Here is a 26758-nt window from a genome sequence, read left to right on the forward strand (position 1 = left end):
TCACGCGCATCAGCGCATGTGTTCGCTCCATGAATCGAGATAGGATTGGGCGTTACGGCGAATCTCGTCCACGCTGTCTCCGCCGAACTTGTCCAACGCGAACTGCGCCAGCATCAGACGCACCATCGCTTCTGCCACTACTGCAGCAGCAGGCACAGCGGTACTGTCGGAACGTTGGTTGATGGCTTTGGCAGCCTCACCGGTAGTGGTGTCCACTGTGCGCAGCGCCTTGGGGATCGAGGGAATCGGCTTCATGGCCACACGCACACGAATGGGCTGACCGTTCGACATGCCCCCCTCAATACCTCCTGCACGGTTGCTCAATCGCTCTATACGACCATCTTCCCCTGGCATCATCTCATCATGGGCTTGAGAGCCGGGGCGCGCCGCCTCGAGGAACCCGTCGCCGATCTCCACGCCCTTCATGGCCTGAATACCCATCAATGCCGATGCCAATGCCGCGTCCAGTCTGCGGTCCGATTCCACATAGGTGCCCAATCCGGCGGGCACTCCATACGCGATGACCTCCACCACGCCACCCAAAGTGTCGGCCTGCGCCTTGGCTTCATCAATACGGGCCACCATGCGCGCTTCGGCATCTTTGTCGAGCGTACGCACCGGGGAAGCATCGAGAGCCTCCAAGTCTTCCGGCACCGGCAACTTCGCTTCCGCAGAGACACTCTCGCCGCCCAAGGCGACAACGTGAGCCACGGTGCGGATGCCAAGAGCCTGTTCAAGGAAGTGTGCTGCCACCTCGCCCAAAGCGACACGAGAGGCGGTCTCCCTGGCACTGGAGCGCTCCAAGACATTGCGCGCCGCATCAAAGCCGTATTTGCGCATACCAGTCAAATCGGCATGCCCGGGGCGTGGCCGGGTCAACGGCTCATTGCGTCCGGTGGGCGGCAGCTCGTGGTCAAGCGGGTCGGCGCTCATGACCTCGGTCCACTTCGGCCACTCCGTGTTGCCGATCTCGATGGCGACCGGGGAACCCAACGTCAGGCCATGCCGCACGCCGGTGAGCAGACGCACCTGATCCTGCTCAAACTTCATTCTCGCCCCACGCCCATAGCCGAGCCGGCGACGAGCCAGCGCATCGACCACATCCTGCGTGGTTATCTCCACACCGGCCGGCAGGCCCTCAATCATGGCCACAAGCGCCTGTCCGTGCGATTCCCCCGCTGTCTGCCAACGCAACATACGTGTTCCCCCGTTCGATTCTCTGTATCTATGACTATCTTACTGGTATGTCATACCTACTCGCCTTGCCTGGCTTGCTCTGTGGACTTGCCCTGTGCGCGCACGACCTGAACCGCCGCACTGTGCCGCGCCTATGGGTATTGGCGGGCATCAGTCTGCAACTCCTGGCGCTCGCGATGCGCGCTACTGTGATCGGCGATTGGTCCCTGGTGTTGCTGCCCGCAGCATATGGTCTGGCGGCGGGAACGATTCAGTTCCTGCTTTCCTACGTCGCTCCCGGTTCGCTGGGGTTCGGGGATGTAACATGCTCCTGCATGATGGGCATCACCGTCGGGCTGTTTGGACTCGATACGTTCCTGCTGTGGTGGTTGGCCATGGGACTCGTAGGATGCCTATGGATTGCGGTGTGGCCGCGTCTTCAGCGACCACACCACCCATTACCGGCCGATTCCGATGACGGTGCCAACGAACCAATCCAAGAAGGCATGTCATCAGGCACCCGCAAAGTGCCGTTCGTACCGGTCATCGTCATCGCAGCGATGGCGGCAATCGCACTCTCATAAAGCCTTGTATACAGGTGGATACCTACGAAGACACCCCATACGTGCTGGCGCGGCGAGACCTGCGAACGGATTAGTTCGCGTTGGCGTTCGACCGCTTGTATTCGTCTCGCAGCTTCATGAACTCCGTGTCAGAGCTGGTGAACTTGGTCTCGCCGGTCTTCAGATTCGTCGTAACGAAATAGAGCCAATCCCCCTGCTCAGGGTTCATCGCCGCCTGAAGCGCGTTGTCTCCGGGGCTGCTGATGGGAGTCGGCGGCAAACCACGGTTGATGCGTGTGTTGTACCGGTTCGAACTGTCGGAGAGCATAGCGTCGGTCAGCGCGTTCGGTTTGACTCCGGCTCCATAGGCGACCGTGGAATCCATGCCCAACGGCATGTTGATGTTCAGCCGGTTGAGGATGACCCGAGACACCTTGCCGTAGTAAGCCTGTGAATTCACCTCAGATTCGGCGATTGAGGCAATAATCAGCATGCGTTCGCGTTCGGCTCCAGTCGGCGCCTTCATCTCGTCCAATTTGGCGATTCGCTTGTCCACCATGGGTTTGAGCACTTCGGCAGCGCTCTTCTTGCCTTTGACGATGTAGGAACCGGGCTCGAACCATCCTTCAAAACTGCCGTTGGCCTCAGGAGGAAGAATGCCATCTCCGCCTGCCTGGCTCAGCGCGCTGAATTGCGCCTGGTCAATGCCGGACACTGCGGATGCTTCGGCAAATACCTGACTGATGCGTTCCCCTGCACGCACCTGCACGATGCCGCCCGCCTTGGTGGGATCGGAAAGCACGTTGACGGCCTGCGCGCTCGACATACGCTTCTTGAGCGTATAGGAACCGGGATATAGCGTGCTGTTATTGGCTCCCACCGAACTGGCGAAAGCATCCGCCGATTTCACCACATCGAGCTTTTGCAGCCTTGAGGCGATGGAGGTGACGGATTCGCCGCTATCGATGTTGAATTGCACTTCTCCCGTACCGGGGCCTGGATAATCGATTTCGACTTTACTGTTCTCGTTGCGTTTGGCAATGGCTCCGGAGACGGCACGAGCACCGCAATACCCGCCGACAACCAACAATACCAATGCCAACACAAGGATGATGCCGATCACCATACGCCGTCGATTACGGCGTTGCTCCATCTCACGGCGTTGCCTTCTGCTTATACGAGGGGAGTAATCGTCATCATTGGGATAAAAATCACCGTTCGGAGGCATGGGTGGCTGAGAGAATCCGGCATCGTTCTCAGTCGAACCATCCCACGACGGTTGCTCGTCGAAGATGTCATAAAAGTCGTCACTCATTGTGCCTCGTTTCTGGGGCGCAGCCTATCCATTGCCGACTGCAAAATCAACACTGCGGACTGCCGATCGACTTTGGGGCGGTGATCACGATTGTTCACCCCGGTCTGGCTGAGTTGGCGGTGTGCGCTCACTGTGGTCAGGCGTTCGTCTTCCATAATGATTTGCGGCAGACTGGTTGACGCAATACGCCCATCCTCAGCAGCCATATGCAAACGTTTATCCAGATTGGCGGCCCAGCGTCGAGCTTTCTTGGCGCTTTTGCCTTCTTCACCGCTGAGCAGCAACGGCAATCCCACCACAACGCATTCGGCATGGTGTTCAATGACCATATCGACCACGTCGTCCAACACTCGGAACGTGTCCCCACCCGCATAGAGGTTATCCTCGGGGTGCGCCAAGGTGAGCTCGGGGTCAGACATCGCCATGCCGACCCGAGCCTCCCCCAGATCCACTCCGATCCATACCATGCGTCAGGCCTTCGTCACCGTGCTGCGCACAGCGTCAAGAGCCTCATTAATCTTTGCAGCATCCGCTCCGCCACCTTGGGCGAAGTCAGGCTTGCCGCCGCCACCACCGCCGAGGGTCTTGGCCGCCACTCGTACCAAGTCTCCGGCTTTGAGACCTGCCTGGCGTGCAGCCTCGTTGGTGGCTGCCGCCAGCATAGGCTTGTCCTCGCCGCTGACACCGGCCAGCACCACTACTGCGGGCTGGTCGTCACCGATGCGAGAACGGATGTCGAGCACCGTCTTGCGCAATGCTTCGAACGAGCCGAAGCTGCCCACATTGGCAGCCACCAGCATGGTTTGGCCTGCACGCTGTGCCCCATCGACAAGTGCGGGCACGGTCGCGGCCAATTGTGCCTCGTAGACTTGCGCCAGCTTGCGGTCGGCTTCACGTCCCTTGTCCATCAGAGCCTCAATGCGGGCACTGAGCTCATCAGGGCGAACGTTGAGCGCATCGGCAAGGCTGGAGAGCGTGGTGTGGGTGTTCGCATTGAACTCATAGGCCTTCTTGCCCATGTAGGCTTCGATACGACGCACGCCGGAGCCGACCGACGACTCGGAAGTGATGACGAACTCGCCAATCTTGCCAGTGGCGTTCAGATGGGTACCACCGCACAGTTCACGGCTCCAACCGTCTTCTCCAATCGATGCCACACGCACGCGGTCGGTATATTTCTCACCGAAGAGATGCATGGCGCCCATGTCGAGCGCATCCTGGTAGTCCATCTCCTCCATGGTGACCGGTAGATCGTCCTGCACTCGCTCAACCACGCGCGCTTCAATCTGCGCAATCTGTTCTTTGGTGGGAGCTGCGGACGTCTGGAAGTCGAAATGCAGGTAATCCGGTGCCACCAACGAGCCGCGCTGGGTGGCCTGATCCCCCATCACTTCGCGAATCACCTTGTGCAGCACATGCGTGGCGGTGTGGGAGCGTCCCAGCGCCTTGCGGCGTTCCACGTCGATGCTGGCATTGACCGTGTCACCGACATGCAGCGTGCCGTCGGTAATGCGGCAGCTGTGCACGATCAAGTCCTTGATCGGCTTCTGCACGTCGTCGACTTCCAGCACGGCTCCGTTGTCTGAGACGATCTCGCCTTCATCTGCCAACTGTCCACCTTGCTCCGCATAGAACGGTGTGCGGTCAAGGATGACCTCCACTTCCGCCGCGCCGCTGATGCTTTCCACCAAGCCTTGCTTGGCATCGACGATGCCCAACACAGTTGCTTTGCTGGAGTATTCCTTATATCCAAGGAACTCTATGGGATGCGCCAACGTCTTCTTGAAGTCGTCATAGACGCTCAGATCCACATTGTGACGCTTCTTGAGCGCATCGGCACGGGCACGAGACTTCTGCTCGGCCATCAAGGCTTTGAAGCCGTCCTCATCCACGCTCACACCTTGTTCGCCGGCCATTTCAAGCGTCAACTCAATGGGGAAACCATAGGTATCGTGCAGAGTGAAGGCATCGTCGCCGGAGACTGATTTGCCGTCAGCTTTGGCCTTGCTCACAGCCACGTCGAGAATGGTCGTGCCGTTTTCCAGCGTGCGGCGGAATGCATCTTCCTCACCATAGGCAGACTCGGACACGTCGTGGAACACATCGTTCAGCTCCGGGTAGCTCGCCACCATGGCATCTTTGGAAACCGGGAACAGCGTGGGCAGCACGGCGTCATTAACACCGAGCATCTTCATGGAGCGCACGGTGCGGCGCAGCAGGCGGCGCAGGACGTAGCCTCGGCCCACGTTGCTCGGACGTACACCATCGCTCATGATCATCAAAGCCGAGCGCACATGGTCTGCAACCACACGGAAGCGCACATCGTCCGACTCGTTCTCACCGTAACGATGCCCCGACAGCTTCTCGGCCGCCTCGATGACCGGGTACACCTCGTCGGTCTCGTAGATGTTCTGCTTGCCTTGCATGAGGTAAGCCAGACGCTCCAGGCCGGCACCGGTATCGATGTTCTTGTTCTGCAGCTCACCTACGATGTGCAGGTCGGTCTTGGATTTGACGTTGTCGACTTCATAGTTCTCGAACACCAAATCCCAGATTTCGATATACCTGTTCTCATCGGCGCTGGGGCCGCCTTCTTTGCCGTATTCAGGGCCGCGATCCACATAAATCTCGGAGCACGGGCCGCCGGGACCGGGGCCTCCAGTGGTCCAGAAGTTGTCCTCCATACCGAGAATTTCCATGTGCTCGGGGTTGAAACCCTCGTTCTTCCACAGGCTACGTGCCTCATCGTCATCGGTATAGGTGGTGACCCACAGGGTGTCTGGATCGAAGCCGTATCCGCCTTCGCTTTGCGGGCTGGTCAGCAGCTCCCAGGCATAGTGAATGGCTTCTTCCTTGAAATAGTCGCCGAACGAGAAGTTGCCGAGCATTTGGAAGAACGTGCCGTGACGTGTGGTCTTACCGACCTCATCGATATCCAAGGTGCGCACGCACTTTTGATTCGATGTGACGCGCTTTGAGGGCGGGGTTTGCTCACCGAGCAAGTACGGAATAAAGGGCACCATGCCGGCTATGGTGAACAGCGTGGTCGGGTTGGGTGAAATCAGCGAGGCCGAAGGAAGCACCAGATGACCCTTGCTTTCGAAATACCGTTGGAAGCGGTTGGCGATCTCCGAAGTGCGCATTCGCATTGCTCCTTATATTGCGTGCCTGACAGCACGTCCGTTATATGTCATGTCCACGTGCAGTACCTGCACGAATCGGTAAAATCAGAAAACGACGAGCGATACTCGGCGGCTCATTGCTCGCCTGCGCGCTCCTCGTACTTGCGGTTGAGCTCATCCTCACGCATGGCTCGTGTGGCATTGAATTCGTCCAACAGACCCTTCAACGTTCGTGCCGACACGTTATCTTGATCCGGCCCCAAGATGAACTGTCTGGCCCCATCAGGAGTGTTGGCGCGAACGTACGCCTGCGCCTTGGAGACTGCGACCACTCCCAAGCCCATGCCCAGAGCCACCCAGAAAATTCGTTTGAACATCTACTGCTCCTTTACCGACACGGTTGTGGTGGATCTGCTTGAAGCGTTGCCCTTGCCATTCATGAATGACTTGAAGGTTGACTTCAGCGCATACCCGGCAGAGGCGATTTTGATAATCGGCTTACCTAAGAAGGAGCTGTACAAGTCCGTCAACGCTCCGATGTTGTCTGCCGTTGTAGAGGCAGCCTCGGAAATGCGGTTGACGTCCTCAAGCGACTTGTTGACCTGCTTGACAGTGGACACGCCTTCATCAAGTGCTGGAATGGCATGCTCACCTGAATCCTTGACGGTTTGGGCAAGCTGGTCGAACAGTTTGCCCAAACGGATGAGTGGGTAGATCATGAACCCGACCAGCACGGTGAACGCGATGGCGGCGACCAGACCTGCAATGTCTCCGATACTCATCTTGAGCCTCTCTTCTCTCGGCATGAACCTCACAGTGCGCCTGCACTGAGCTGCGCACAATACTGTGCCTAAGGGTATCCAACGCCCCAGACGCGTTCAAAGGTTGTAACGGCGAACACTCACCGCTTGCGCGAAGGGCACCGACGTGTCGAAATCAAGCTCGGTGACGCTCCCATTCGCGGGCCGTTGAGACAGGTCGTACCCTGGACCCGCGAACCGGTGCATAAGACTGAGCAAGGTGTTGCCGTGCGAGATGAGGAGAACGTGATCATGATCATGCAACGATGGATTTGCTGCAATGAGTGCGAATCCGCCTTCTATTCGTTCCCAGTATTCATCGTCTGATTCAGCGTCGTGGAACGGGTCAGCCTCTTTGAGAAAGTCCCTGGTGGCCTTGAGCCCATACTGTTCCACGATGCTGTTATAGGTATTCGCGCCATGTGGTGCGCCGGCTGCCCACCATGCCGAATTCATGTCCTGACCCTCAAAATAGCCGTAGAACTGTTCGCGAAAGTGCATGTCGGCAATCAGTTGGGGGCGCTGGTGCCCTGCTTGTTCATTTGCATCGAGAATACGCAGGGCCGTCTGCTGAGCACGTGTGGTATCCGAGCAGAACGCCGCTGCAAACGTCCTATCTGAGAGTTTGGCGGCAGCTTTGTCGGCATCGGCCAGACCGTCTTCGGTCAGCGGAGAGTTTGACCACCCCTGCAGGCGGTTGTAACGGTTGAAATAGGTCTGCCCGTGGCGGACCAAGTGTACATGCAGCATCATACGCCTATTATCTCACGCTGCATTCGCCGCGCATAGCGTAAGCCTGCGAGAGTATGCGCGAATATGCAATAATGGCGAATATGACACGCTTTCTTTCACGCTGGTTCGTACTCACCATCGCTGCGGGAGTGATGGTGGCTCTCATCCCCGGCATGCGGCCGATCGGCCATCCCGCCATCGTCGGCGTGGCCGCGTTTGCCCTGTTCACGGCACTTATCAACGCGTCCATCAAGCCGGTCATGCAGTTGTTCTCGCTGCCGTTCTCCATCCTTACGTTCGGCTTCGGCTCGCTTGTCGTGAACTGGCTGTGCATGTGCCTGGCATCATGGCTGGCGCTTGCCCTGTTCGGCACCGGAGTGGTGATCCGCGGTTTCTGGGTGTCGGTGCTCGGCTCGTTCATCATGATGTTGGTCAGCTGGCTAGTCGAGTCCGTCATCGGGCTGTAGGCTTGCTAATCCTGGCACTATTAACATATGGAGACAGGATTAGCACCGCCTATATCTTTTCTGAAACAGATTAAATCATAATTCGAGCAATAATCGAACCAATTTTATAGTCATTCATAGTTTGCGGCTCAATGGGACTCATTCGAATTGCATACCATCCGTAATCGTTTTTCTTCGCCTCTTCAACAAGACTGAAATAACCATCTGTCTCGGAGTAATCAACACGGCAGGCACTGATAAAGTAGTCCGGAAGAACATTGTTATTGTTCGTTTTAATGTCTTGAATGTTATCCTTTACAATTTCCTGAGTGTCACCTGCTGTGCATATGGCAACCTTTATCGGATTCCCATCGACGTTTACTCCGCTTAAAATATAATCATGGTCTTTGCGAGACTTATCAGCAGGTGCTGTATAATCAGCATGAAACCCGTGCTTTGAGACGAGGGTTTCTTTTAAACTTTCCAGAAGTGTAGTTTTCCCAGTATCATGACCACCGGTAATACCAATAATTGTCGTTCGCATATATCTCATTCTCCATTGACTATCTGTATATCTGGCTTTACCAATAATACCATACTATTGCATAAGTTGAGGCCCCGCGACTCATTCGAGCGCGGGGCCTCAACTTGTATGTATGTCCCTAAAACTTTAGGTGGATTCAGACCTTAGCGAGCGTAGTACTCGACCACGTACTGAATGTTGACCTCAACCGGAATCTCAGAAGTCTCCGGCTTGCGGGTAAGCGTTGCCTTGAGCGAAGCCAGGTTCACATCCAAGTAACCGGGAACTGCGGGGAGCACATCGCGGTGCACGCCCTCAGCAGCCATCTGGAAGGGAACGGTGGTCTGGCTCTTGGGCTTGACCTGAATGGTCTGGCCGGGCTTGACGCGGTAGGACGGACGGTCCACCACATTGCCGTCGACCATGATGTGACGGTGCACCACGAACTGACGTGCCTGAGCGGTAGTGCGGGCGATGCCTGCACGCAGCACCAAGGCGTCGAGACGGGTCTCAAGATCGGTGAGCATAGCGTCGCCGGTCTGACCCTTGGTGTGGGTACCCTTCTCATAAGCGGCGCGAAGCTGCTTCTCGGAGAGACCGTACTGGGCGCGCAGACGCTGCTTTTCACGCAGGCGAACCGCATAATCGGATTCGGTGCGGCGGCGGGTGCGGCCGTGCTCACCAGGAGCATACGGGCGCTTCTCGAAGATGCGCTGAGCCTTGGGGGTCAGTGCGATGCCGAGGGCGCGCGAAAGACGCACCTGACGGCGAGAACGCTGAACGTTAGTCATTCTGTATTCCTTTTATTCTGTCGTTATCTGAACGGAACGTAGCAACCTTGCGGAAACTACGCTGAGCCGGGCCTCTCCAGTGCTTCAATCGTGCCGAAGCACGAACGGCTCAAATACCATCCGCTTGCACGTCTGACCTTCGAACCGCCGACCCACTGATGGGCTAAGACTCCAGATAGCACCTGTCATTGCGGCAGATACAGTCTTTCATGCTACACGCACGTTAGGATAGTGGCGTGCCCGTCCAGGTTCTCCCGTTTGCCGGCCCAACATCCCTCCGCACAGTAGTACCGGCCAATCCGTCCATAGTCGCCCGCCTGCGCAACTACCGCGGTAGCATATCGAATGGGTACAATTCGAGCATTGCGAGCGGACTATGCCGCTTCCCGCATTACATCAGCGTTCGGGCTTGCGTGCCACTATGGAAAACATGAGCGGAATGCGCGGAGCACCAGCCGGCATATGCCACGAGTCGCGCTCTTTGCTGTATTCGAGCAACGGTGTGGATTTCCAGTCGCTCTCCTCATGTTCGCCAAGGGCGCGAATCTCGAGACCTGCGTCCAGCAGCACGCGCGTCATTTCAGAGAAGTCATGCGCCCAGTTATGGTTGCGGGTGTGCATAATGTGCGCCGATGCCTCACGTGTCTTGTAGGAGCCATCAGAAGACATGATGTATGTCTCGTTGCTCTCCCACGAATCCTCAGTGCCTGAGCAATAGTCGGTGCCGATAGCCAGACCGGAATCGTCAAGTGCAAACAGTAGCGGATGCGTGTCACGAATCATGAACACACCGCCCGGCTTGAGCAGCATGGCGATGGAATGTGCCCAGTCCTCTAAATCCGGCAGCCACGTGACCGTGCCAACGCTCGTGACGATGACATCGAAACATTTGCCGGGCATAACCGCTGCGGATTGACGAGCATCCCCAGTACATAGGTGATGTCGCGACCGGCTCGCGCCGCCAGGCTTCTTGCGTGTTCCAATGACTGTTCGGAAAAATCCAAACCATGCACGTCGAGCGCCCCGAGCCTAGCCCAGCTGAGCGTGTCGGTACCGATATGGCATTGCAGGTGGAGCAGACTCAAGCCGTGGACAGACCCGTTCGGCACATGCGGCGCAAGCACTTCCATATCGCGACTGACCACACTGGTGATGGCAGATTCATCGGCTGCGAAAGCCTCCAAATCGCCGTATCCTCCCGCGGCGTGTACATCGGCTCTGTCGTTCCAGTTCTTCTGATTGTCGAGTACATCAGCAGTTACGTCGCCCATACCTAAGCCCTCTCGTTACAGCTTTTCAATCGGAGCGACTCGCAACATGAGGCGTTTGACGCCACCGGATCCAAAGTCGACTGTGATGATGGAGTTGCGGCCTTTGTCTTGCGTGTCGATCACCTTGCCCAAGCCGAACTGGTCGTGTGTCACCTTGTCGCCGACAGCGAAGTCCGCTATGGACAGGTTGTTGTCTTTGCTCAGGCTGGACGCCGGAACCGCTTTCGCCGCCGTGGGTTTGACACGACGAGTGGAGACCTTGCCGCCACGGGTGCCGGATGACGACCCAGAACGCGAACCATAGCCGGACCCGGACCGGGAGCCGGAGGTCGAACTGGAGCGCCCAGACCCGTACGACGAACCGCTATAGGATTTGCCCGAGCCATACGAACCGCCGTACCCCGAGCCGGAGCCTGAACGCGAGCCATAGCTGGATCTGGAGCCATATGCGCCGGAAGAGCCGGATGAGCTGCCACGCCCTGAGCCATAAGCTGAGCGAGATCCGTAGGAAGATCGAGACCCATAAGACGAGCCTGAACCTCCGAACGTGCTGCCGGAAGAGAACCCGTCCTCATCATCCCAGCCGCCGAACTCATCGTCACCGAACTCATCACCGCCTGACCCGCCCCAGCCCGAACGCATGCGTTCCACGCCGGCTTCGCGGCGCTTCCACTCAAGCAAGTTGTCTGGGATCTCGTCAAGGAACTGGCTGGGCAGCATTTCAGCAGCCTGCCCCCATTGGGCACGTACTGCGGCGCGCGTGACGTAGAGCCGCTGCTTGGCTCGGGTGATGCCCACGTAAGCCAGCCGACGCTCCTCGGACAGCTCCTTCTCATCCTCCAACGAACGCGAATGCGGGAACGTGCCCTGTTCCATACCGGTGAGGAACACCACCGGGTATTCCAAGCCTTTGGCGGTGTGCAGCGTCATCAGCGTGACCTTGCCGCTGTCTTCACCATCGCTCGGCAGTTGGTCGGAATCCGCCACGAGAGCCGTGGTTTCCAAGAAGGCGGCGAGTGTGGCATCCGGGGTTTTCTGCTCGAACTCGGCGGCCACGGACTGCAACTGTGAGAGGTTCTCCACTCGCGACTCATCCTGTGGATCGTTGGAACGGCGCAGTTCCTCCAGCAGTCCCGATTCATTCAGCACCTCGGCCACTACTTGGGAGGGCTGCGCATCATGGTCTTGCGCGAACTGCGTGAGACCGGTCATGGTATCACGGAACTTGGTGAGCATGGTGCGCGTGCGGGTGGGCAGGTCAGGAATGTCCTCCAAGTGAGCGATGCCTTCCCAGAACGGCACGTTGTGTTCGTCGGCATATTGAGCCACAATCGCCTCGGCCCGGGCACCCAAGCCGCGCTTGGGCACATTGAGGATACGACGCATGTTCACACTGTCCGCAGGGTTGGTGATGGCTTGCAGATAGGCCATGGCATCCTTGACTTCGCGCCGCTCATAGAACTTGGTCCCGCCTACCAGCTGGTACGGTATGCCGGCATTGATGAGAGCCTCCTCCAACGCTCTCGACTGGGCGTTGGCGCGGTACATAATGGCCATGTCGCTGTATGCAATGTCATGCTCAGCACGCAGGTTGGCGATTTCGTTGGCGATCCAGCCGGCCTCCTGCTGGGCATTGTCGGCAGCATACCCCACGATCGGTTCACCTTTGCCAAGTGCCGTCCAGAGCTTCTTGGGCTTACGCCCCTCGTTTTTGGCGATCACAGCGTTGGCCGCATCAAGGATGGTTTGTGTGGAGCGGTAGTTCTGCTCAAGCATGATGGTTTTGGCTCCAGGGAAATCCTTTTCGAAATCCTGGATGTTGCTGATATCAGCACCGCGGAACGCATAGATGGACTGGTCGGAGTCCCCCACCACCGTCACCCATGCCGGGCCTGTTTTGCCTGCAAAGCGCGCTGTGGGGCTGGGCTGCTCCCCCGCGTCTACACCTGCAAGCTCTCGGATAAGCACATATTGGGCGTGGTTGGTGTCCTGATACTCGTCCACCAGAATGTAGCGGAACTTGTGATGATAATACTCAGCCACTTGCGGCCGGTCACGCAGCAGCTCAACAGTACGCACGATGAGGTCGTCGAAGTCCACTGCGTTGGCGGCGGCCAAGCGGTATTCATACTCGGCGAAGACGACGGCGTACAGTTCCTCCACGTTGTCATATCGCCCCAGCTGGTAGCCACGCTGCCCAGGCTTATAGCCGGGAGCATACTGCTGTAGGAGGCTTTGCCAACTGGTCAGGCCATTCTTGTAGTCAGAGATCTTGGCGAGAATCGACTTGGGGGTATATCGCTTGACATCAATGTTGAGGTCGGCGCAGATGAGTTTGATGAGACGCTGGCAATCGGCCGTATCGTAGATGGAAAAGCCTGACTTGAGACCGATTTCCTTGCCGTCGCGGCGCAGAATACGCACACAGGCGGAGTGGAAGGTGGAAATCCACATGCGCCCTGCCACCGGGCCGATGAGTGTGCCGAGGCGTTCCCGCATCTCGGCGGCGGCCTTGTTGGTGAACGTGATTGCAAGAACCTGGCTGGGCCACGCGCCGAACTGGCTCAGAATCCAAGCCACGCGCCGTGTCAACACGCGGGTTTTACCTGATCCGGCGCCTGCTCCGATAAGTAGGGCCGGCGCAGTGGACTGCACCGCTTCGGACTGCTGCGGATTGAGGCCGCCGACCAGCTCTTCTGCAGTTCGGGCAATGACTTCCGGCTCCTCATAGCGTGCCTGCGGCTTTGTGAATGCTGGCTGGGCGGCTTGTTCCGCCGCCATTTGCCGGTTCAGCTCTTCCTGCTCCCACGCGGTGGGCCGCATGCCTTCCGGATCGGGTTCTGGTTCGCTTTCCATACCCAAATCCACCGGTTCCGCGCCAGGCTCCCACCCCGGCTCCTGCACGCCGTCCGACTGTTGGCCCCACATCGGCTCCTGTCCCCAGCCTGACCCTTGCTCCACGACTGTCCCCTTTTCTCGCTATCTCGACCACACTGACAACACCCACACAATCGCGAGCGCAACTTCTCCCATATCTACCACATTGACGGGTCAACGACAGGCGGTTCACGAGAGCGAATCAGGCAGCGCCGCGTCATTCCTTCCCGGCGCGCTCGTCTCGCCGGCACGCATGGTAACGGGGATGATGATTTGAGCATCCGACAATGGCTGTTGGTTGATCAGCTTCAATGCCATGCTGGCTGCCAACCGTCCCATGTCGCGAGCAGGCTGCGATACGGTGCTCAGTCCAATATCGCTGGCAACATCGGACCCGTCGAAACCGAAGACGGATATGTCCTGCGGCACTCGCACCCCGGCCAGCCTGAGTTCATGCAGGATGCGCAGCGCGTAATAGTCCGACCATACGCAGATGGCAGTTGGCGGTTCCGGCAAGGACAATATCGACGATACTGTCTTTCGTGCGGAATCTTCCACACTTGAGTCGACGAAAAACTTGCCGCAATTGGTCAGCCCCAGTTCGGCGATGGCATCTTGATACCCATGGGATCGCAGGTCATAACCCCATTGGGATCCGGTCAACGGGTCGGTTCTGCCGACGTAAGCGAAGCGTCGGTGCCCGATGGAAGCGAGATACCGTACGACCTCCGCTTCAGCCTTTTCATCATCAATGGCGATCAGCCCTTGAGCCGACTCAAAATTGGGTGAGTTGACGCACAGTATGGGAACCTCCATCTTGGCGAGGACTTCGCTTTCCTGGCGCGTTGTTGAAAATCCGGTGACGATGAGGGCATCGGCGTTCTTATTGGTCGGCAGCCGGTCGAAGAATGCCGAACGTTCCTGTTCATTGCCGGCCCGGTATACGGTGATGTCGTAGTCTTCGGGGCGGAGCACGTCATATAAGCCATCGAGCAGTTCACCGATGAACCAACCGGAAAGACTGTCTCGCGATAGCAGTGCTATACGTTTGGTCTTCCCGCTCGCCAGCGATGAAGCCGAGGTTGAAGGCACATAGTTGAGTTCCTGAGCTGCGGCAATGACTTTTTCTCTGGTCTTTGAGGCTACATGTTCCTTACCTCGCAATGCGCGCGATACGGTGAATGTAGAGACGCCGGCGGCTTTGGCCACATCGGCGATCGTAGCATTATGCATCTGTAGTCCCTTCCCCGGCGCAGGGTGCTCCAAATACGTTCCCGAATCATTACCTTCGCGCTTCACTGGCCAGCATAAATCAACTGTACAGGTAAGGGCTAAAGAACGCTACGCTCCTACTCCAAGACCACCCATGCCGTGGTATCCGAAGGCAGACGTGCATCGTCGATCGGACTTGATGACAGCATTATGGTGCCGCCTGGCAAGTCGATCGGCGTGCGTTTAAAATTGGTAATGCATGCCATGCGTTTTCCTTGATATGCTTGTTCTCTCTGCGACGTTGCACACACACGGGTGAACGCTATGACTGACTCGTCGTATCCATCAAGCCACTGCAGATCGTCGCTTACCGTCCGACTCAGCATTTCCTTACGTACACGCAGCACGTCTCGATAGAGGTTGAGCATGGAATCTGCATTCACCCGTTCACGGTCCACGCAATAGTCTTTGAACCAGAGCGGCTGCGGCAGATGCGGATCGGCGCTGGGCTTCCCGTCTGCACGCATGGCCGGCGAAAAACCAAAACTGGCGCCGGACCCGAAGTCCGGATTCCATGAGGCCGGTTCCGGGCAATCCTTGCTGTTCCACGGGAGAGGCACCCTGCATCCGTCGCGCCCTTTCTCCTTGAGCGCGTCGGCGGTGCCGAATGCTGTGGGATCTTCGAGTCTTGTCCAAGGAATATCGGCCACTTCAAACAATCCCAGCTCCTCACCTTGATACAAGTAGGTGGAACCCGGCAGAGCCAGTTCGAGCATGATGGCGGCACGGGCACGCCTCTGACCTAGGTCACGGTCTTCCCGGTAGCATGATCCGTCACGCAGCAGCCAGTCTTTGGCGAATTGGTTCATGGTGAGCGACGGCACTTGGGGCAGTGCGAATCTGCTGGCTTGACGAATCCGATCATGGTTGCCAAGAGTCCATGTGGTCGTAGAGCCTGAGGATTGCGCGGCTTCGAGACCAGCATGTATGGCGGCGCGCATCTCGTGAGCATCCCAATTGGCATCGGTGAAGGCAAAGTTGAAAACCTGCCCGAGTTCATTTGCGGATGCGTAGAGTTTCTGCTGTTCGGGAGGTGCCGACGCCTCCGCTACAGCGAAACGTGGCGGATCATATTCGTTGAACACCTCTCGCCATTCACGGTAGATGTCATGCACTGCCAAACGATCCCACACCGGGTTGCTGCCATCGGGCGAGGCGCCGTGTTGGATGCTGTCGACGGGGAATTCATCGAGAGGTCGGGAATCGAGATCTTTGGACAGCGCATTGGCGGCATCGACTCTGAATCCGTCCACACCATGGTCCGACCAGAAACGCAGGGTGGTTTTGAAGTCCTCGTGAACCTCTTCATTATGCCAGTTGAAGTCAGGCTGCTCTTTGGCAAACATGTGCAGATACCACTGCCCGTCTTCCACACGCGTCCACGCCGACCCGCCAAAACCACAGATCCAATCGTTGGGGGCAATCTCTCCGTGTTCGCCTCGCCCTTCTCTGAAGATGTAGCGCTCTCGGGCACGAGATCCTCGACCCTCACGCAGAGCTTCCTGGAACCAGGCATGCTGATTTGAGCTGTGGTTGGCAACGATATCGACGATGATTTTGATGCCCCGCCCATGCGCTGCGGCCACCATCGCATCGAACTCGCCCATGGTTCCGAGCTCGGGTGCCACATTGCGGTAATCGATCACGTCATAACCGCCATCGGCCAATTCGGACGGATAGAATGGCGAAAGCCATAGCGCGTCTACACCCAGGTCCTGCAGATATCCCATCTTCTCGGTGATGCCACCGATATCACCGAGCCCGTTGCCGTCGGTATCTTTGAAACTTCTGGGATACACTTGGTAAACGACCGCTTGTTTCCACCAATCTGCGGACATATTGTTGTCTGTCATCATTCCTCATTGCATTTCGTCGGTACTGTTGCTTGTCGCCTCGTAAAATTCTCACTCGACATATTTGGGCAGTTCCATCAAATCGTCGACAACATGTTCCCCACGTTCGTCGTTCCAAGACAGCGAGGCAATGGGCGTCTCGTCGTGAGCATCTGTGCTGAGACTCGGTGTGAAACGCAAAGCGGTATGGCTGGTCTTGCTCTGCCAATCGAATATTATGGTGCGGTTTTCAGTATGGGAGGAAAACTCACCGTCGAATGCGGGAAGACTGTTACGCAACGTGCACAACGCGTTGAGCGCACGTACCACAGGTCTGGCAAGATTCTCATCGATCTCTTTGAAGGAATAGTAATGACGGTTGATATCACGTCCATTGTTCGTGCGCTTGAGAAGATCCATGTCATTGCCTCCGGCCAGTGCTCCCACGTAGTAGACCTGCGGCACTCCGGGGAGGAAGAACTGGACGGCACGAGCGGCAAGATAGTGCTGATCGTTGCAGCCCAAAGCCGAATAGTACGTGGAATTAACCTGGTACAGGTCGAGATTGCTTGAGGCCTCCCCTGTCGCCGCCCGTGATTCACCGTTGGTGTTGGCATGAATGGTCTCCACGATGCGGTCCACTTCAATGTCATCGATGAGACCTTTGAGCGAACGATCGTCTTGATCTGAGCCAATATCAATGACACCGATGCCATCATGCGTGTCGAGAACAGTGACCGCGTTCCGCGGACGCACGTCGACCCAATGCGCAAGAGCGTCGATATCCCCGGTAAACACACTGTGCAGGAGCAGCGGAGGCAGCGCAAAATCGTACACACGATCCACTTTTGAGGCAATGCTGATCTGCTTGGCATAATACGAATGCACCTCAATGAGGGTCTCAAGACCACGCTGCTGCGCAGCCTTCTTGATGCGTTCGATGAGTGCGAATGTCTTAGGTGTCATGAAGCTGCTGGTGTGCGCCTGCTTGGCTCCATACCCGACCGCGTCGAGGCGCACGGATGAAACGTGGCTCTGGGCAAGACGGTCCAAAATGGAGAGAATATAGTTCCATCCTTCATCCGAATCGGTATTGATATCAACCTGCTGTGGGGTGAAGGTGGTCCACACCAAGCGTGTTGTGCCATTCCACGAGTAGGGAGTGAACGGCAGACCTGGGCGCGGACGATAGATACCGGTCAGGTCGGCTTCGGTGGCACCGTCGGGAAATACGCTCGACATGGTGAGGAACAGTTCATAGTGCGGGCTCTGCTCGCCATGAGCTTGGACATCTTTGAACTGCGCCGATTGGCAGGACATATGGTTAACAATGGCATCGACCATGACGCTATGGCTGCGGCTCAGTTCAGTGACGTCTTCCCACGAGCCCAAGCGAGGATCGACGCTCGTATGGTCGATAGGGTCAAATCCAGCGTCCGCACCATCGAAGGGCGTGAAGAACGGCAAAATGTGCACGCCGGTGTAGACACCTGAGAATCGAGTGCGAAGAATATCGGTCAGTGATTGCAGCGTGCCATCGCCAAATCGGTCAGCATAGGCAATAAGTTGTACTTGGTTGTTCATGACGCTCTCCTTTGGCGGTGTCAATGGCCGTTACGCGGGTCGTCGTCGAAAGACGCGTAAATCGAACCGGTTTGATAATAACTCACGCTCTCGGCATCCGCAAATTGACAAACCGGTTCGACATGTCTTAGACTAGGTACTAAGCGCTTAGCTAAATTGGATTATCGAAGTTGATATCAGTTTCAGCTCTCTAAGCGCGAGAAAGGAAATACCATGTCATTCGCAACATACTTCAAACGAGGTCTGGCAGGGGTTGTCTCCCTGACGGCTTTGCTCTCCATGGCCGCTTGCGGCCCCGGATCGTCAAACGATGCGAGCGAAAACAACGAGCAAGTCAGCACCGACGTCAGCAAAGGTGATTATGAGTTGCGCCTTTGGGACGGATCGGGGTTGAAAGTCCTGGACGACTCACTGATTGCCGCGTTCCAAAAGAAATATCCGAACATCAAAATCAAAGCCACCTATGACCCCGACAATATGACGCGCACCAACGGACCGAAAATCATTTCCTCCTCCGATGTGCCGGACATCGCGCGAATCACCGACGTGGCCTCGGCGGTCAAAGGTGGGCACGTTACCGACCTGACCCCCTACTCCAAGGCGTACGGGTGGAAACTTCCCGACTTCCAGACTCGCTTCTACAGCGCGAACAAGAACGGCGAACTCGCCAAAGGCGACCTGTACAGCATGCCTGTAGGACTTTCCTTCACCGGCGTGTACTGGAACAAAGAGCTTGGTGCCAAAATCGGCATGACCCAGGCCCCCAAAACCATAGACGAGTTCTACTCAGACATGGATAAGGCCAAAGACGCCGGCATTCTGCCGGTCATGGTGAACGGCAAAGACGGAGGAACCTCGTTTATCTTCCAAAGTCTGATGATGAGCCGATACGGCAAAGACGAATTGGAGCAATGGGTGCTGCAGCGCGACGGCGCCACATTCGACACCGAACATGCTCGCAAAACCGCCGAAGAACTGCAGGCATGGCCCGGCAAGGGGTACTTGCCCAATGGAGTCAACGCCATCGACGGCACAACGGCTTTGGGCCGCTTCGCAAATGGCGAAGGACTCTTCTTCTTCCAAGGCGGCTGGTCGGTTTCGGACTTGGCCAAGACCGCGGATGACCACACAGGCTTCTTCGCCTTCCCCGGAGAGACAGAAACCTCACCCGTGGTGGGCGCTTTGAACGCCACCACACTAGGCATTCCCGCAAAAGCCAAGAACAAGAACGCCGCGGCTGCGTTCCTGAACTTCGTCGTCTCCAAAGAGGGACGCGAAGTCACGGCAAAGAGCAGCTATGTACCTTCCGGCACCGGCGACCTGCCAAGCGTACAAGGCGGCATCAAATCCGATCTGTTCACGGCATATGACGGCATTCTCAAGAACGGTGAGACCACGAACTTCATTTCGGACGCCACTGCCGGCATGCAGCAAAGCGGTTTGGAACCCAATGCCCAGCAGCTACTGGACGGCACCATGAAACCAGCGGATTTCACCAAGGCCGTGCAGAACGAGTATGAATCGGAATTGGGAAGGGACTGACGGATGAGAGCCGGAAGTCACAGTAGCGCCACGCTCGGCAACGGGCGTGGCGGTGCGCCCAGCGCGCAGCCGCAGTCAGGACCTGCCAACATCCGCAAACCCCTCTTTACACGACGTGCGAGAACGAAGGGAAACTCCTCGCTTATGGGGTTGCTGTTCTTGGCTCCCGGCTTGGTGTTTTATCTCGTCTTCGTCATTGTGCCGATTGTGGAGGCGGCATGGTACTCGATGTACGACTGGAACGGCATCGACCAAAGCAAGTGGGTGGGGCTGAACAATTACATCAAAGTCTTTACCGACCCACAGTTGTTGGGCAGTATCGGCCATTCGTTCTTCCTGATCATCTTTTTCTCGTTCATGCCCATTCTCATCGGTTTGATGATTGCCGCATTGATCAAGGATATGAAATCTCAGAAAATGCGGAGTTTCGCGCAAGTCTGCCTGTTCCTGCCCAGAATCATTCCCGGTGCCGCTGCCGCGGTGGCATGGAGCTGGATGCTTGCCGACAACGGCACAGTCAACCAGTTGCTGAAGTTCGCCGGCCTGGGCAGCCTGTCGCATGTGTGGCTCGGCGAACAGAAGACAGCACTGGCATCAGTTGGCCTCATCGGTTTCTGGCTGCAACTTGGATTCTGCATCATCCTGCTGCTTTCGGGTATGGGTGCCATCGACCAGGAATTATATGAGGCGGCCGCACTGGATGGAGCCGGCTGGTGGAAGCAACTGTTCTCAGTCACGCTTCCCGGACTGCGCGGACAGTTGAGCGTATGCCTGACCATGACCATCGTTGCCGCTTTGGCCAGCTTCGATGTGGTGTTCATGTCTACGCAAGGCGGACCAGGTACCTCGACCATGGTTCCCGGAGTGCAGGTGTACCGATTGGCATTCACCCAAAGCCGGGTAGGGCTGGCATCCGCTCTAGCGACGGTGCTCATGGTACTGGTGCTCTTGGTGGTCGGGCCGCTGCAAGCCTTGATTAAAGGAAAGGATGAGTGAGGACAGTGAAGCAATCACGCACCGTACGCGTCATGGGCAGCCTTATGCTGGCTTTGACGATTTTGTTCTCGATCATACCGTTCATCAGTATGTTTTCGGCAGCTTTGCAGCCGCAAGGCACGCTCCCCTCCGGCATCCAGTTCACCGCACACCCTCACTGGGAGAATTTTGCGGCGGCGTGGACGGCGGCCAATATCACTCCCCTGCTCAAGTCCAGTCTTATCTTAGTGATTGGCGTAGTGCCTGCTGTCGTACTGTTTTCCGCGATGGGAGGCTATGCCCTGGCTCAGCTGAGAGTTCCCTGCAAGGGGCTGTTGTACGGCCTGTTCATGGTGGGACTGACCGTCCCCTTTGAAGTGCTGGTGACGCCGTTGTACTACGAAATCAACGACATGGGGCTGCTGAACACGCGTTGGGCGGTTATCTTGCCTATGATCGGCCTGAATATGTCGTTTGGCATCGTATGGATGAGGTCCAATTTCGAGCAGATGCCCCGTGACCTGATTGAAGCGGCGAGCATAGATGGTGCCAGCCATTGGAGGATCTTCCGCTCGATTGAGCTGCCTTTGGCCATACCATCGCTCTCCTCGCTGGGCATCCTGACCTTCCTCTCCACGTGGAATCAGTTCCTGTTGCCGATTGTGTTGATCAACGATCCCGACAAACGCACCATGGCCGGAGCCCTGCAATCCTTCGTAGGACAGTATTCAACGGATGTGGTGCTCCTGAATGCCGGTTCAATCCTGATCATGGCGCCAACGGTAATCCTGTTCCTCTTCCTGCAACGCTACTTCATCAAAGCCATGCTTGCAGGTTCCGTCAAAGGCTGATCAGCCAATACCCCACCCATTGCGGTTCATGGCTTCATGAGAGTTCGACATTGAGCCTTGAACCGCAATGGAACCGTATCTGTCATGCCCAAGCGAGAGCATGTATATATAAGGAGTTTTATGCAGTACATCAACGAAGATATCGAAGGAATCGACGGCTCGACGGCACGGTTCAGTGGCTACGTCATAGACAACAGTCCAGAAATCGTAGAGCATCGCGTCCGCCCTGCGGTGCTCATTCTTCCGGGAGGCGGCTACGAAATGACCTCCGACCGTGAAGCTGAACCTGTGGCGCTCAACATGGTAGGCCGCGGATTCCATGCGTTCGTCCTGCGCTACGCGACCTGGCCTTCGCAGTACCCTGTGTCTTTGATCCAAGCGGCGGCGGCAATGAGCATGATTCGTGAGCATGCCGATGAATGGCATGTCGACCCGAAGTCCATCGTCGTGATGGGCTTTTCCGCAGGAGGCCACTTGGCCGGCAATCTTGCCACGACCGCAAGCGACGAGGTGATTCGAGCCCACGGGTATGACCCCGACGCGGTCCGCCCCAACGGGATGATGCTTGGCTACCCGGTCATCAGCTCCGGACAATACGGCCACCGCGGCAGTTTCGAGCATTTGCTTGGAGACCGTTGCCACGACGAAGCAACGCTGGACGAAGTTTCCATCGAAAAGCACATAGACGGCAAGACTCCCCCGACGTTTTTATGGTGCACCTACACCGACGAGATTCTGCCCATACAAAATAGCCTGATGCTCACCGACGCATACTCAAAAGCCGGGGTGAATATGGAAATCCACATATTCTCCAACGGCATTCACGGTCTTTCCCTCGGCACCGAAGAAACAGCCTGGCAAGGGGTCAAAGGTGTGGAGGATTGCGTCCAGACATGGCCCGATCTCTTCGCCGCATGGATGCGACGGACGTTCATGCACAACGCCTGAACCGCTCCTGCCACGGTCAACGCTTCGTGGTCTGGCCGCTCACCAAAGAGACCGGAACAACGACATCAAGGTCTTGGACGACGTTCGAAGGGTCGTCCAAGACCTTTCCGGAAGATACAGGTCCAGAACCTTTCACAGACGGCACCTCACGTCGCGGACTTCGCGGCAACGAATGAATCTGCTCGACGATCAACGAACCGATATGCCGGGCGATGGTCCGGCAATCCTGACTGATAGTTGTCATAACCTTCCCGGCGGCTTGCGTCAAGTAGGTTCCGTCGTAGGCAATGACCTGCACTTGCCCGGGAATGGACATCCGCCTCCGTCCAGCCTCACGCACGCAGTGTGCGGCAATCAGGTCAGAGCCGACGATGGCGTCAACGTCCGGGAACCGTTCGAAAATCATGCGTGCGACATCAGGATAATTCTTCCAGTCATACACCTCGCCGGCATCCACATAATCGTAACGTATGTTCGCAGCGGCAAGCTCACGCTCCAAAATCATGTGGTACCGTACCGTCGGAAAACTCGATTCCTTCCCTTGATCATTACAGTTGGCTTGATCAGTATCGCTCTGACTCGTCCCGCCATCTTCCAAATCATGGAATTGGTTGACCGGACCCCCTACACTGACCACGTGCTTGGCATGCGTTCGTATGAGCTGCTGTGCTATGAGTCTGCCGCCTTGAGGGTGATCCGATCTGACCGACGGTATACCAGCGCCCAGGTAACGGTCGAATGCCACAATGGGACGTTGTATGGAAGTCCAATAGTCGGCTGCGTGGGATGTGTGAGCCGCCATGACGATGCCGTCCATCATATGGCGGCGCAACATGTCCACATATTGCGCCTCACCGCCCTTGGCATCAACCGTCGAACACAGCAACGTGCTGAAGCCCAGACCGGCAAGCTCCTTCTGGAGGGAAGCGGTAAATGAGGCGAAGAACGGGTGGTTGATGGTCGGGACGATGATGCCGATGATGTTGGTACGGTCGCGGTAGAAGTTCCTGGCCAACTCATTGGGCACGTAACCCAACTCGTCCATTGCCTGCTGAACACGTTCACGCATGGCGTCTGAAATGTATCCCGTGTTGTTGACCACCAAGGAGACTGTGCTCAGTGAAACCCCGGCCGCTTTGGCGACATCCCGCATTCCTACCAAGTGCATTCCTCCTTCTCACCGGCGTAAGTGGCAATACATATGGCACCATTTTATCAAGTTGATAAACCGGTTCGCTGCGAGCGCCTGCACAGTCTTGGGTGAATGCTGGTGTGGCGCGCACGCAGATGACAACAGTGTTCCGTCAGGACAGCACAACCACCACCCGACACAATTAATTACACGAGTCGCACACCGGCTTTGCGCATTGCCTCACGCGCAGCCACACCTTGTTCCTCGCTCACCGGTGCTGTCAGGTCTTCGATTACCGAGACGTCGTAGCCCAGGTTGCGCGCGTCGATCGCTGTGTCTTTAACGCAGTGCGATTCAGCCAGTCCCACCACATCCACATGGGTGATGCCGGCCTGTCTCAATGCCTGAGCGAGCGTCTTGCCTTGCGCTTGAAGCTGTGCAAACTCTTCGCGGGTCTGCACACGCTCGGAATTGTCTTCGATGCCTTCAAAACCGGTGTACGAAGGCGCATACTGTCCTTTTTTGAAGTGATGCTCCACGTTCAGCGCTTTAATCTGCGGCATCAGTGCCGCATTCGCAGTGCCGGCCAAGCCGTGTTTGGGCCAGGAATCCACAAAGTCCGGAGTGTCGGAGAAGTGGGAACCAGGCTCGATGTGCCAGTCCTGCGTGGTGGCGATGTAGGCGTATTCGCCGCGATGGGCGTTGACATAGCTCGCGATGCGATCCGCTACAGCAGTGCCGCCCTCCACGCCAAGCTCACCGCCCTCACAGAATGTGGGTTGCACGTCTACGATGATGAGCGCCTTGTGCGACTCACTCGCCGTTTCACCGTCTTTGTCCTGCGTCTCGTTGTTGTTCGTTGTGCAACCGTTTACCATGATATCTCCCATGCAATTGTGTACTACCGACTTACATGGTTTCAATTCTAGCCGCCTACATCACTAGAAGACAATCAAGACAACTACTGTTCACGCACCGCTGCTCGCACTGCCAACACACTCGATGGCGTGACCGATAGCTCATCGATCCCGTATTGCAGGAATGTGGCGGTCAGTTCGCGATCAGCTCCCAGCTCTCCGCAGATGCCGCACCAAATGCCGGCATCATGTGCAGCCTTGGCGGTCATTTCAATCATGCGAAGCACAGCCGGCGAGTGCGGGTCGGCAAAACGCCCTAGATTGGGATTCTGCCGATCGCATGCCAACGTATACTGCGTCAAATCATTGGTACCGATCGAGAAGAAATCGACTTCTTGCGCCAATTCCGGCGCCATCACCACCGAAGCAGGCGTTTCCACCATAATGCCGACAGCGATGTGCTCGTCGAAGTCGACATGCTCGTCCATAAGTTCGCTTTTGGCTTGCTCAATGAGCGCCTTGGCCTGGCGCACTTCACTCACAGCGGTGATCATGGGCAGCATGATGGACACGTCGCCGAATGCCGAGGCACGCAGAATGGCGCGCAGCTGCACTTTGAATATGTCGGGTCGGGTCAGGCAGATGCGAATCGCGCGGTAGCCGAGCGCCGGGTTGGCCTCATGATCGAGATTGAAATAGTCAACCTGTTTATCGGCGCCGATGTCAAGCGTACGTACCACCACCGGTTTGCCGTTCATGCGTTGCGCCACCTCGCGATACGCTTCGAACTGAAACTCTTCCGTAGGGTAGTCGCTGCTGTCGAGGTAGAGGAACTCGCTGCGGAACAGGCCGATACCTTCCGCATCATTGGCAAGCACATCGTCCACGTCAGAGGGGCGCCCGATGTTGGCATACAATTTCACCTTCTGTCCTGTGGTGCTCTGGGTGGGTTTGCCCTTCAGCTCTTGCAGCAGGCGCTGGTGTTCCTCCCAGTCGCTGCGCTGCTTGCGGTATTGCTCAAGACTTGCCTGGTCCGGGTCAATAAGCACAGTGCCGCCGGTACCGTCCACGATGGCCTCATGACCATCATCGCGAACATCGAATGCATTACCTATGCCGATTACCGCAGGCAATCCCATCGTTCGGGCCAGAATTGCGGTATGCGCGTTGCTGGACCCTTTGGCTGTGACCAGAGCGAGAATTTTAGTACGGTCAAGCTGAGCCGTCTGACTCGGCGTGAGATCGTCGGCGACAATGATGACTGGTTCATCGCCACCGGCAACAGCGCCACTATCTCCCGACTCCCCCGTCAGCACCGATATCAGGCGCTGTGAGACATCGTGCACATCTGCAGCGCGCGCACGCATATAGTCGTTGTCCATCGCCTTGAACATGTCTTCAAACGTCCTCGAGGCAGTTTCGACGGCGTACTCGGCATTAACCCCCTCGCCGCTGATGGATTGTTCGATGCAGCTGACATACTCCGGGTCCTGCAATATCAGCTTGTGCGCGTCGAACAGCTGTGCCTCGTTCTCGCTCAGGGATGCCGCTGTGCTGATGCGCAGTGCGTCCAACTGTTCTTCAGCACGGGTTTGCGCTGCGTGGAAACGTTCCAGTTCAGCATCGCGGTCCTGCACGTCGTGACGTTCAACGGCGTTCTTTTCTCTGAACACTGAGATACGCCCCAGAATGACACCTGCCGATACTCCAGTGCCTTGAATGTTCCTCATCACAGATTCTCCTTAAAGAACGTCTCCAATTGCGCTGCCGCAGCCTGCTCGTCGTCTCCGTCAACGCTTACGTTCAAGGTGTCACCGTTCCTGGCTCCAAGTCCCATCACCGCAAGGATGCTCTTGGCGTCAGCCTCATGCCCGGCAAGAGCCAAATGCACTGTTGATGAGAACGTCTGGCATTTCGCCACCAGCTCACTGGCCGGGCGCGCGTGGATGCCGTCGGGATCGGTAACCGTAAAAGTAAATGATTGTGCCATATTGTTCCTCTATCGTGCGTAAGTACCGGCATGATTGTCATCGATCAATGCCATGTGATTCATAGTGATTCGTATTCGTTGTGCGGCTGGCAGATATGCCCACCTGCCGCACAACGAATACGGTTGCAACACCCTCGCCATGATGGCAAGAATTGCAGC

25 protein-coding genes are annotated in these 26758 nt (G+C 56.9%); 6 read left to right on the forward strand and 19 right to left on the reverse strand.

Annotated elements, in window-relative coordinates; all coding sequences use genetic code 11:
- Nucleotides 1-9 precede the first annotated feature (9 nt).
- Entirely contained in the window at nt 10-1197 is a 1188-nt protein-coding gene (gene aroC, locus AC3B5A_RS01915) for a chorismate synthase (RefSeq protein WP_489798375.1), read from the reverse strand.
- Nucleotides 1198-1244: 47 nt separating this feature from the next.
- Here aroC and AC3B5A_RS01920 point away from each other — a divergent pair, with 47 nt between their 5' ends.
- Nucleotides 1245-1760: a peptidase A24 gene (locus tag AC3B5A_RS01920; protein WP_489760803.1), complete on the forward strand. Its 516-nt coding sequence runs from the start codon at nt 1245-1247 to the stop codon at nt 1758-1760.
- A gap of 70 nt (nt 1761-1830) precedes the next feature.
- On the opposite strand, the gene mltG is transcribed toward AC3B5A_RS01920, so the two are convergent.
- From mltG to AC3B5A_RS01950, 6 genes are all read right to left on the reverse strand, one after another.
- A complete protein-coding gene (gene mltG / locus AC3B5A_RS01925; protein ID WP_489760802.1) occupies nt 1831-3054 on the reverse strand; it encodes an endolytic transglycosylase MltG in 1224 nt (407 codons plus the stop codon).
- The gene (gene ruvX, locus AC3B5A_RS01930; RefSeq protein ID WP_489760801.1) at nt 3051-3521 is read right to left on the reverse strand and encodes a Holliday junction resolvase RuvX; all 471 of its coding nucleotides are present in this window, start codon (nt 3519-3521) and stop codon (nt 3051-3053) included. The genes mltG and ruvX overlap by 4 nt, the downstream gene beginning before the upstream one ends.
- A 3-nt stretch (nt 3522-3524) precedes the next feature.
- The gene (gene alaS / locus AC3B5A_RS01935; protein WP_489760800.1) at nt 3525-6197 is read right to left on the reverse strand and encodes an alanine--tRNA ligase; all 2673 of its coding nucleotides are present in this window, start codon (nt 6195-6197) and stop codon (nt 3525-3527) included.
- A gap of 113 nt (nt 6198-6310) precedes the next feature.
- Nucleotides 6311-6553, reverse strand: a complete 243-nt coding sequence (locus AC3B5A_RS01940; protein WP_489798377.1) for a hypothetical protein — start codon at nt 6551-6553, stop codon at nt 6311-6313.
- A complete protein-coding gene (locus tag AC3B5A_RS01945; protein ID WP_489760798.1) occupies nt 6554-6958 on the reverse strand; it encodes a DUF948 domain-containing protein in 405 nt (134 codons plus the stop codon).
- A gap of 96 nt (nt 6959-7054) precedes the next feature.
- Complete coding sequence (locus AC3B5A_RS01950) at nt 7055-7729, reverse strand: histidine phosphatase family protein (protein ID WP_489760797.1); 675 nt, start codon at nt 7727-7729, stop codon at nt 7055-7057.
- 80 nt (nt 7730-7809) lie between these two features.
- Between AC3B5A_RS01950 and AC3B5A_RS01955 the strand changes: the two genes are divergently transcribed.
- On the forward strand, nt 7810-8175 hold the full coding sequence (locus AC3B5A_RS01955) for a phage holin family protein (protein ID WP_489798378.1): 366 nt from the start codon (nt 7810-7812) through the stop codon (nt 8173-8175).
- Between the two features lie 70 nt (nt 8176-8245).
- On the opposite strand, the gene AC3B5A_RS01960 is transcribed toward AC3B5A_RS01955, so the two are convergent.
- The 8 genes from AC3B5A_RS01960 to gtfA form a co-directional block, all read right to left on the reverse strand.
- A complete protein-coding gene (locus AC3B5A_RS01960) occupies nt 8246-8698 on the reverse strand; it encodes a hypothetical protein (RefSeq protein WP_489798379.1) in 453 nt (150 codons plus the stop codon).
- A 143-nt stretch (nt 8699-8841) separates the two neighbouring features.
- Complete coding sequence (gene rpsD, locus AC3B5A_RS01965; protein WP_489760795.1) at nt 8842-9468, reverse strand: 30S ribosomal protein S4; 627 nt, start codon at nt 9466-9468, stop codon at nt 8842-8844.
- A 396-nt stretch (nt 9469-9864) separates the two neighbouring features.
- Nucleotides 9865-10368, reverse strand: a complete 504-nt coding sequence (locus AC3B5A_RS01970) for a hypothetical protein (RefSeq protein WP_489798381.1) — start codon at nt 10366-10368, stop codon at nt 9865-9867.
- A complete protein-coding gene (locus AC3B5A_RS01975; protein WP_489798382.1) occupies nt 10302-10739 on the reverse strand; it encodes a class I SAM-dependent methyltransferase in 438 nt (145 codons plus the stop codon). Before AC3B5A_RS01975 ends, AC3B5A_RS01970 begins: the two co-directional genes overlap by 67 nt.
- Before the next feature lie 15 nt (nt 10740-10754).
- Complete coding sequence (locus tag AC3B5A_RS01980; RefSeq protein WP_489798524.1) at nt 10755-13520, reverse strand: ATP-dependent helicase; 2766 nt, start codon at nt 13518-13520, stop codon at nt 10755-10757.
- Between the two features lie 285 nt (nt 13521-13805).
- On the reverse strand, nt 13806-14849 hold the full coding sequence (locus AC3B5A_RS01985) for a LacI family DNA-binding transcriptional regulator (protein WP_489798384.1): 1044 nt from the start codon (nt 14847-14849) through the stop codon (nt 13806-13808).
- 116 nt (nt 14850-14965) lie between these two features.
- Nucleotides 14966-16741 (reverse strand): glycoside hydrolase family 13 protein, encoded by a 1776-nt coding sequence (locus AC3B5A_RS01990; protein WP_489798386.1) that lies wholly within the window; start codon nt 16739-16741, stop codon nt 14966-14968.
- A gap of 51 nt (nt 16742-16792) precedes the next feature.
- Complete coding sequence (gtfA, locus tag AC3B5A_RS01995) at nt 16793-18304, reverse strand: sucrose phosphorylase (RefSeq protein ID WP_489798388.1); 1512 nt, start codon at nt 18302-18304, stop codon at nt 16793-16795.
- Between the two features lie 213 nt (nt 18305-18517).
- Between gtfA and AC3B5A_RS02000 the strand changes: the two genes are divergently transcribed.
- From AC3B5A_RS02000 to AC3B5A_RS02015, 4 genes are all read left to right on the forward strand, one after another.
- Nucleotides 18518-19846, forward strand: a complete 1329-nt coding sequence (locus AC3B5A_RS02000; RefSeq protein WP_489760791.1) for an ABC transporter substrate-binding protein — start codon at nt 18518-18520, stop codon at nt 19844-19846.
- A gap of 144 nt (nt 19847-19990) precedes the next feature.
- The gene (locus AC3B5A_RS02005; RefSeq protein WP_489760808.1) at nt 19991-20842 is read left to right on the forward strand and encodes a carbohydrate ABC transporter permease; all 852 of its coding nucleotides are present in this window, start codon (nt 19991-19993) and stop codon (nt 20840-20842) included.
- A 5-nt stretch (nt 20843-20847) separates the two neighbouring features.
- The gene (locus AC3B5A_RS02010) at nt 20848-21672 is read left to right on the forward strand and encodes a carbohydrate ABC transporter permease (RefSeq protein ID WP_489760807.1); all 825 of its coding nucleotides are present in this window, start codon (nt 20848-20850) and stop codon (nt 21670-21672) included.
- 120 nt (nt 21673-21792) lie between these two features.
- The gene (locus AC3B5A_RS02015) at nt 21793-22620 is read left to right on the forward strand and encodes an alpha/beta hydrolase (RefSeq protein WP_489798390.1); all 828 of its coding nucleotides are present in this window, start codon (nt 21793-21795) and stop codon (nt 22618-22620) included.
- A 16-nt stretch (nt 22621-22636) separates the two neighbouring features.
- Here the strand turns inward: AC3B5A_RS02015 and AC3B5A_RS02020 are convergent, their stop codons facing one another.
- The 4 genes from AC3B5A_RS02020 to AC3B5A_RS02035 all read right to left on the reverse strand — a co-directional run bounded on the left by AC3B5A_RS02020 (nt 22637) and on the right by AC3B5A_RS02035 (nt 26599).
- A complete protein-coding gene (locus tag AC3B5A_RS02020) occupies nt 22637-23782 on the reverse strand; it encodes a LacI family DNA-binding transcriptional regulator (protein ID WP_489760806.1) in 1146 nt (381 codons plus the stop codon).
- A gap of 176 nt (nt 23783-23958) precedes the next feature.
- A complete protein-coding gene (locus AC3B5A_RS02025; RefSeq protein WP_489798391.1) occupies nt 23959-24642 on the reverse strand; it encodes an isochorismatase family protein in 684 nt (227 codons plus the stop codon).
- 71 nt (nt 24643-24713) lie between these two features.
- Entirely contained in the window at nt 24714-26339 is a 1626-nt protein-coding gene (gene ptsP, locus AC3B5A_RS02030; protein WP_489798525.1) for a phosphoenolpyruvate--protein phosphotransferase, read from the reverse strand.
- On the reverse strand, nt 26339-26599 hold the full coding sequence (locus AC3B5A_RS02035; protein WP_489760788.1) for an HPr family phosphocarrier protein: 261 nt from the start codon (nt 26597-26599) through the stop codon (nt 26339-26341). Before AC3B5A_RS02035 ends, ptsP begins: the two co-directional genes overlap by 1 nt.
- Nucleotides 26600-26758 lie beyond the last annotated feature (159 nt).

The organism is Bifidobacterium sp. ESL1133, from assembly GCF_058107325.1.